Below are 7,073 nucleotides of genomic sequence, written 5' to 3'. Positions count from 1 at the left end.
TTTATTCAGTCCAAGTTTCGGGGCGCAGTTCACAGACACCTTTGTGGTGGTTTATGCTTTTCCGGGTGGAAGGGAGCGAGCAATGGCGTCTGAGGGCTTTTTTGATCGGGTGTACGAGGTGGTCGAGCAGATCCCCGAGGGGATGGTCGCCACGTATGGTCAGGTGGCGCTGCTTGCCGGTCGCCCACGAAGTGCGCGGTACGTGGGGTATGCCCTGCATAGCAATCCGCGCCCCGGCGAGATTCCCTGTCACCGCGTGGTGTTTGCCGACGGTCGCATTTGCGAAGGCTTTGCCTTTGGCGGCCCCGATGCTCAACGTGAGCTTTTGCTAGGGGAGGGTGTGGCGTTTAAGGACGACATGCACGTCGATCTGGGCGCCTGTCGCTGGCCTGCCGGACTCTAACGGTTCTGCCGTGGCTAAAACCGCCACAAAGGTGCCTGTCCCCTTTGTGGTGTGGTGGTTTTAGTTTACCCGGGCTAACTTATGGAGAAGGTATGGCGGCGCATATTGACGCTAGAAAGTAAACCACGGTGAACTATATTGGTTTCAGCAACGGAGCAGGCAATAGGCGATGAAAAAGCCTGCCCTGTTGAGTTTGATTCGCATTCCTCCCCTCTGTGCGATTCAACGGTGTACTTCGGGAACAGGCCCGCTGGCAACTAACTGCCGGCGGGCCTGTTCCTGTTTGTCGGGGGAGTGCGATGGACGGAGCCGAAGCGGTCCGGCTCCAAAAAAGGCGGACGCCGTAGCGCCCGCCCTATAGCAATCGAAAGCTCAAGCCAGCAGATCGGTCTAGTACACCATGCCCATGGCGTCCTGAACCTCTGCCAGGGTCTGCTCGGCGATCTCGTTAGCACGACGGTTGCCCTCGTGCAGCACGTCCTTCACGTAATCCAGATCGTTCTCGTAGCGCTGGCGACGCTCGCGGATCGGTGCGAAGTACTCGTTGACGGCCTCGGTCACGTACTTCTTGAGCTGGCCGGAGCCGCCCATGCCAATCTCCTCGGCAATCTCGACCTCGGAACGGCCGGTGCAGATGGCGGCCGTCGAAAGCAGGCCAGACACACCGGGGCGGTTCTCGGGATCGAACGTGATCATGCGCTCGGAGTCGGTCTGGCTTTTCTTGATGCGCTTGGCCGTCTCCTCGGCGGTCATCGAAATATTGATGGCGTTGCCGTAGCTCTTGCTCATCTTGCGACCGTCCAGGCCCGGCAGCAGCGGGGTCTCGGACAGCAGCGCGTCGACCTCGGGGAACACCTTGCCGTAGCGGTTGTTAAAGCGGCGGGCGATGGTGCGGGTAAGCTCGATGTGCGGCAGCTGGTCGCGACCGACGGGCACCACGTTGCCCTTGCAGAACAGGATGTCGCAGGCCTGATGCACCGGGTAGGTGAGCAGAAGGCCGGTGAGCTCGTGGCCCGAGGCCTCCATCTCAGCCTTGACGGTGGGGTTGCGCGCCAGTTCGGCCTCGGACACCAGCGACAGGAACGGCAGCATGAGCTGGTTGGCTGCGGGCACGGCGGAGTGTGCATAGATCATGGTCTTGTCGGGGTCGATGCCGCAGGCAAGGTAGTCCATGACCATGTTGTACACGTTGTCCTGGATGTGCTCGGTCGTGTCGCGGTCGGTGATGACCTGGTAGTCGGCGATGAGCACGTTGGTCTTGGCGCCCATGTTCTGCAGCTCAACACGGCCCTTGAGGGTGCCGAAGTAGTGGCCCAGGTGCAGACGGCCGGTGGGGCGGTCGCCGGTGAGCATGGTGAACTTCTCGGGCGTCTTGGCCAGGCCCTCGCGAATGGCGTTGCTCTTTTGCAGCGCGACTTCGTAGCTGTTCTCGTTTGGCATGATTGCTCCTAACGTATGTTCATGGGTCAAGATGATAACGCGTTTATTGGAGGGGCGGTGCGTAAGTAGGCGAGGGGCGGGAGAGGGACGCGCGTGGTGCGGCATGTGCGATGGGTGCGGCGCGGCCGCGCTTGGCTAACGGTGCTTTGGCACATCCTCGGCAGCTTGCCCTAGAGCTTGTGGTGGCGCTCTTCTTTGCGCTCCTCGGCTGCCTGCTCCTCCAGCTTAAAGGCGGGGTCGTCGGGGGTGACGAGCTCGTCCTCGTGCGTGCGCTTGTTGTAATGGTGGCGTAGCACGGGTTCAAACAGGTGCAGGTGCTTGGCGAAGGCCGCCGAGCCAATGGCGAGCACGGTAAAGATGAGCACACGCATGGGCACTTCGACCTGGTTAATCGCGGCGGCGCCGGCCGAAAGCATGATGCACCAGGCATAGATGAGCAGCACGGCCTGTTTTTGGTTGTAGCCTTCTTGGATCAGGCGGTGGTGGATGTGGCCCTTGTCGGCCTGCCCAATGCTAATGTGGGCGCGCCTGCGGCGCACGATGGCGCTAAACGTGTCGATGATGGGCACGCCGGCAACGATGAGCGGGATGATAAGCGAGGTGAGCGCGGCGGTGCGGCTCACGTTGAGCAGCGAGATGGAGCCCAGTGCAAAGCCCAGAAGCAGCGACCCCGAGTCGCCCAAGAAGATGCTTGCGGGGTTGAAGTTGTAGCGCAAAAAGGCCAGACAGGCGCCAAAGAGCGCAATGGAGAGCGCGGCGGCGTCGATGCGGCCCGAGAGAACGGCCATCGAAAACATGGTGAACGAGGCGATGCCGCAGATGCCCGTGGCCAAGCCGTCGAGGCCGTCGATGAGGTTAATGATGTTGGTGAATGCCACCAGATAGATTACGGTGATGGGGTAGGCGAGCCACCCGAGCATGATTTCGCCGGGGGCAAACGGGTTGACGATGACGCCGATCCGCAGGCCGCCGATACAGGCGATGAGCGCGGCGAGGACCTGTCCGGCCAGCTTTTGCTTGGGCTTGAGCTGGAAGACATCGTCGATAGCGCCGGTCGCAAAGATGACGGTAAAGGAGAGTGCCAGCATGGGATAGCTAATGTGAAGGCGCGGGTGCGGCACCAGGACGGGTGGCCAGCCTAGGTGCCAGGTGCCTAAGATTTGCACAATGCAGGCAACGACCAGGCCCAAAAACACCGCCGTTCCGCCCAAACGCGGGATGGGCTTGGTGTTGATGCGGCGCTTAGAAGGATAGTCGACGGCATCGAGCTTAATTGCCAAGCGCTTGACCAGGGGCACCGCGAGGAAGGTCGTGATAAAGGCCGCCGCTGCCACGCATAGGTACGGTATGTAGCTCGGGGATGAAGCCATGAATCTAAAAACCGCCAAGCGTCGAAGGAAAAGGTCAGAAGAACGCCATGCGCAAAGGGCATAGCCGAACCATAATACTCGACCAAGGGGGGTGCATGTAATTGCACGCAGCGATAATCACGCGCTTACCAGATATTGGGATGTCGTCGATGGCTTGTCGGGATGCCGGCGGGAATCCATATGGACTGTAATGGTGATTTTCGGCAAAAGAAAACCACCCCCCACGTTACGAAAATGAACCCACCTAAAACAGGTGGGTGCCCTCATCGACCGTTCCAGCGTCCTTAACAACGAAGGATACCTGTACTAGGTACGACTGTGTGGGCTCCCTAAATAAACGCGACGGTTCACCCAGTTGCTCCGCGGGGGGCGGAATACCTACATCATAAAGCGGCACTTTGTGGATTCCAGTCTTGACATTACAAAAATCGTGTCGGACGATTACGGCGCCTTAGGGACGGAGTCGTCTACGCGGCCTGGCCCTTTACGTTTGAGCTGCTGAATCGTTGTTTTGGAGCATGTTTTTATGCCGACGTCGTTGACCGAACTTTTTTCGCCCGCCTGCCATTTGTGTCCGCGCCGTTGCGGTGCGGCGCGCGATGAGGGTGCGCGCGGCGTATGCGGTGCCGACGACACGCTCAAGGTGGCCCGCGCCGCGCTTCATATGTGGGAGGAGCCGCCTATCTCGGGCGAGGCCGGTTCGGGCACGATTTTCTTTAGCGGCTGCTCGCTCAAATGCGTCTATTGTCAGAACCACGAGATCTCGACCGGCAATTTTGGCCTTGAGATTTCACCTGAGCGCCTGGTCGAGATTATGCTGGAACTGCAGGATCAAGGTGCCAACAACATTAACCTGGTGACGGCGACGCACTACGCGCATCTGCTGCCGGCCGCGATTGCCGCGGCACGGGCGCGCGGGTTGGTCATCCCAATCGTCTACAACACAAGTGGCTATGAGCGGGCGAGTGCCGTAGCTGCCCTGGGTGACCTGGTCGATGTGTGGCTCACCGACTTTAAATATGCCGATGCCGGGCTTGCGCAGTCGCTTTCTCATATTAAGGATTACCCGCGCGTGGCCGTGTCGGGCCTGGCACAGATGGCGTGCGAGATCGAGCGCCGCGGGGGAGAGCTGGTGGACGAGGACGGGCTCATGAAGCGCGGCATCATCGTGCGCCACCTTGTGCTGCCGGGGCATGCGGATGACTCGTGCCGTGTGTTAGACCTGGTGTGGCAGACGGTGGGCGACGTGCCGATCTCGGTCATGAACCAGTACACGCCCAATGCGCTCATGCGCGAGCAGGGCGGCGACCTGGCACGCGCCGTGACGCGCGAGGAGTACGAGCAAGTGCTCGACCATGCCGACGACCTGGGCTTTACGACGATGTTCTGGCAAGAGGGCGGCGCGGTAGACGAGAGCTTCACCCCGGCCTTCGACACTACCGGCGTCCTCACCAGCGCAAAGTAGTGCGCTCGCCGATGATTTTTCTGGGACGGGGATTAAAAAATCATCGAGAGGATCGCCTGCTCGGAAAGTTGTCAAAATAGCCGCGCCCCAAAAAGACTGGTTATTGGGCGTTGACAGTTGGCGAGCCGTAGGTAAAATATCAACTTGTCCTGGGGACGTAGCTCAGTTGGGAGAGCGCTGCCGTCGCATGGCAGAGGCCGAGGGTTCGACTCCCTTCGTCTCCACCCTTGGATTTGATAAGCCGCTGACATTGTGTCGGCGGCTTTTTTTAAAAGAAAGGGCTGTACCATGGCCGAGCTTGAGTCCCAACCATTGTCCGAAGAGGAGCGCGCTGAGTTGGAAGAGCTCCGCGCCGAGAAGGCCCGCCGCGAGGCTCGGGAAGAGGCCCGTCGCGAGCGTGAGGAGCTGGCTGCCCTGCGTGCCGAGCGTGCGAAGGCCGAGGAGGCCGCTGCGAACGCCGCATCCGCATCGGCGCCCGCGCCCGCATCCGAGCCCGCTGCTGCGAAGCCTGCACCTGCCGCGCCCAAACCTCAGCCAAAAAAGGCCGCTCGTCCCAAGTCCGTCGAGCCCAAGCCGAGCCGTCACGAGATGACCTTTGCCCAGCGCATGGTTACCTCCAAGGAACCTACGGGCGAGAACGAGATCCCTGGCATGGCGCCGGCTCAAAAAATCATCATTGTCCTTGCCCTCATCGCGTTTGTCATCTTTATGGGCTACACGATCCTGACCAGTATGGGCCTGCTCTAACCGATTTACATCGGGCGTCATGTCCGAACACTCTGCCCTTGTCCAACCCTCAACCTCTGCACAACGCATCCGAAAGGTCGCCCCATGGCTTTGACCGACATCTCGTATCCCACCGACATTGCAATGCTCACCGATCTGTACGAGCTCACTATGGCCCAGGGCCTGTGGGAGAGCGGCAAGGCCAATGAACAGGGTTGTTTTACCGCGTTTTACCGCGACCATCCCTTTGGCAGCGCCTATGCCGTCATGTGTGGCACCGCCGAACTGCCCGAGCTGGTCGAGAATCTACGCTTTACGCCCGAGGACATCGACTACCTCGCCTCGCTTGAGGCCCCTGCCGGCGGCGCGATGTTTAAGCCTGGATTCCTCGACTACCTGCGTGATTTTCGTGCGCACGTAAACATCGACGCCGTCCCCGAGGGCGAGCTCGTCTTTCCGCGCGAGCCCATGGTGCGCGTCACCGGCCCCGCGCTGGAGTGCCAGCTGCTCGAGACGGCGCTGCTCAACATCGTCGGGTTCCAGACGCTTGTCGCCACCAAGACGGCGCGCGTGGTGCTCGCCGCCGACGGTCGCCCCGTGGCGGAGTTTGGCCTGCGCCGAGCCCAGGGTCCCGATGGCGGCCTGGCCGTTGCGCGCGCGAGCTACGTTGCCGGCTGCTCCTCTACGTCCAATGTGCTCGCCGGCCGCCGCTACGGTATTCCCGTCTTTGGCACACATGCGCACAGCTGGGTGATGAGCTTCGATTCCGAGCTCGAGGCCTTCCGTGCCTTTGCCAAGTCGAGCCCCAAGAACTGTACGCTGCTCATCGACACCTATGACGTGCGCGAGGGCTGCGAGCATGCCATTACGGTTGCCAAGGAGATGGAGGCGGTGGGCGAGCGTCTATCGGCTATTCGCATCGACTCCGGCGACCTCGCCAAGCTCTCCAAGTATGTGCGCGGTCGTTTTGATGCCGAGGGCCTGCCCTATGTGGGGATCTCGGTTTCTAACGATCTGGATGAGTACACGATTCAGTCGCTGCTCGACCAGGGCGCGCCCATCGACAGCTTTGGCGTGGGTACCAAGCTCGCGACCTGCTATGACCAGCCGGCGCTGGGCGGCGTGTACAAGCTTTCCGCCCGCCGTGCGAGCGAGGCAGATCCATGGACGCCGGTGGTCAAGCTCTCCGAGCAGCCCTACAAGCGCACGATCCCGGGCGTGCAACGCGTGCGCCGTTATTACGACGGCTTTGGCGGCCCGGTCTGCGACATGATCTACGACGAGGACCATCTGGCGGGGGAGGGCGCCGCGCGCGGCAATACCCTCGTGGCCGTGAATGATGCCGCCCTGGTGACTGACGTGTCCGAACTTGAGTATCGCGAGCTGCTGGTGCCGATCGTGCGCGATGGCAGTGCGGTGGCTCCGCGTGAGAGCATCCAGGACGCGCGCGAGCGCTGTGCTTGGGCGCTCGATCATCTGGACGCAGCTTTCAAGCGCTTCCTGTACCCGCAGACCTATGTGGTGGGCATGGAGCAGGGCCTGGCTCAGGTGCGCGACGAGCTCGTACGCAAGAACATGGCCGCGGCCTCTGCTTTTCCCTGGGCTCACTAATTCCTTGGGCGGTAGGGGCGAGTCACGCTCCCTTGGCCGCCAGCTCGGCCGTTCGCTG

The 7,073-nt window shown here is 61.3% G+C and carries 6 protein-coding genes and 1 tRNA gene; 5 read left to right on the top strand and 2 right to left on the bottom strand.

Annotated features, from left to right (window positions below; all coding sequences use genetic code 11):
- Nucleotides 1-82 precede the first annotated feature (82 nt).
- Complete coding sequence (locus DW913_RS08690; protein WP_117798247.1) at nt 83-403, top strand: MGMT family protein; 321 nt, start codon at nt 83-85, stop codon at nt 401-403.
- Between the two features lie 390 nt (nt 404-793).
- Here the strand turns inward: DW913_RS08690 and trpS are convergent, their stop codons facing one another.
- Nucleotides 794-1,843 (bottom strand): tryptophan--tRNA ligase, encoded by a 1,050-nt coding sequence (gene trpS, locus DW913_RS08685; protein WP_089572045.1) that lies wholly within the window; start codon nt 1,841-1,843, stop codon nt 794-796.
- A gap of 170 nt (nt 1,844-2,013) precedes the next feature.
- A complete protein-coding gene (locus DW913_RS08680) occupies nt 2,014-3,213 on the bottom strand; it encodes an MraY family glycosyltransferase (RefSeq protein WP_117798246.1) in 1,200 nt (399 codons plus the stop codon).
- 526 nt (nt 3,214-3,739) lie between these two features.
- Between DW913_RS08680 and DW913_RS08675 the strand changes: the two genes are divergently transcribed.
- From DW913_RS08675 to DW913_RS08660, 4 genes are all read left to right on the top strand, one after another.
- Nucleotides 3,740-4,678, top strand: a complete 939-nt coding sequence (locus tag DW913_RS08675; protein WP_117798245.1) for a radical SAM protein — start codon at nt 3,740-3,742, stop codon at nt 4,676-4,678.
- A gap of 151 nt (nt 4,679-4,829) precedes the next feature.
- Nucleotides 4,830-4,902: transfer RNA gene (locus tag DW913_RS08670), tRNA-Ala, on the top strand.
- Nucleotides 4,903-4,966: 64 nt separating this feature from the next.
- Nucleotides 4,967-5,425: a hypothetical protein gene (locus DW913_RS08665; protein ID WP_117798244.1), complete on the top strand. Its 459-nt coding sequence runs from the start codon at nt 4,967-4,969 to the stop codon at nt 5,423-5,425.
- Nucleotides 5,426-5,509: 84 nt separating this feature from the next.
- On the top strand, nt 5,510-7,015 hold the full coding sequence (locus tag DW913_RS08660) for a nicotinate phosphoribosyltransferase (RefSeq protein ID WP_117798243.1): 1,506 nt from the start codon (nt 5,510-5,512) through the stop codon (nt 7,013-7,015).
- The last annotated feature ends 58 nt before the right edge of the window (nt 7,016-7,073 follow it).

The sequence above is a fragment of the Collinsella sp. AM42-18AC genome (assembly GCF_003467965.1).
Classification (GTDB): domain Bacteria; phylum Actinomycetota; class Coriobacteriia; order Coriobacteriales; family Coriobacteriaceae; genus Collinsella.
The sequence above is the reverse complement of the archived record's forward strand: the minus strand, read 5'-3'. Positions and strand labels throughout refer to the sequence as shown.

Excerpts from the sequence above, each read along its gene's own strand:
- DW913_RS08690 (WP_117798247.1), top strand. The coding sequence starts at position 83 with ATGGCGTCTGAGGGCTTTTTTGATCGGGTGTACGAGGTGGTCGAGCAG.
- trpS (WP_089572045.1), bottom strand. The coding sequence starts at position 1,843 with ATGCCAAACGAGAACAGCTACGAAGTCGCGCTGCAAAAGAGCAACGCC.
- DW913_RS08680 (WP_117798246.1), bottom strand. The coding sequence starts at position 3,213 with ATGGCTTCATCCCCGAGCTACATACCGTACCTATGCGTGGCAGCGGCG.
- DW913_RS08675 (WP_117798245.1), top strand. The coding sequence starts at position 3,740 with ATGCCGACGTCGTTGACCGAACTTTTTTCGCCCGCCTGCCATTTGTGT.
- DW913_RS08665 (WP_117798244.1), top strand. The coding sequence starts at position 4,967 with ATGGCCGAGCTTGAGTCCCAACCATTGTCCGAAGAGGAGCGCGCTGAG.
- DW913_RS08660 (WP_117798243.1), top strand. The coding sequence starts at position 5,510 with ATGGCTTTGACCGACATCTCGTATCCCACCGACATTGCAATGCTCACC.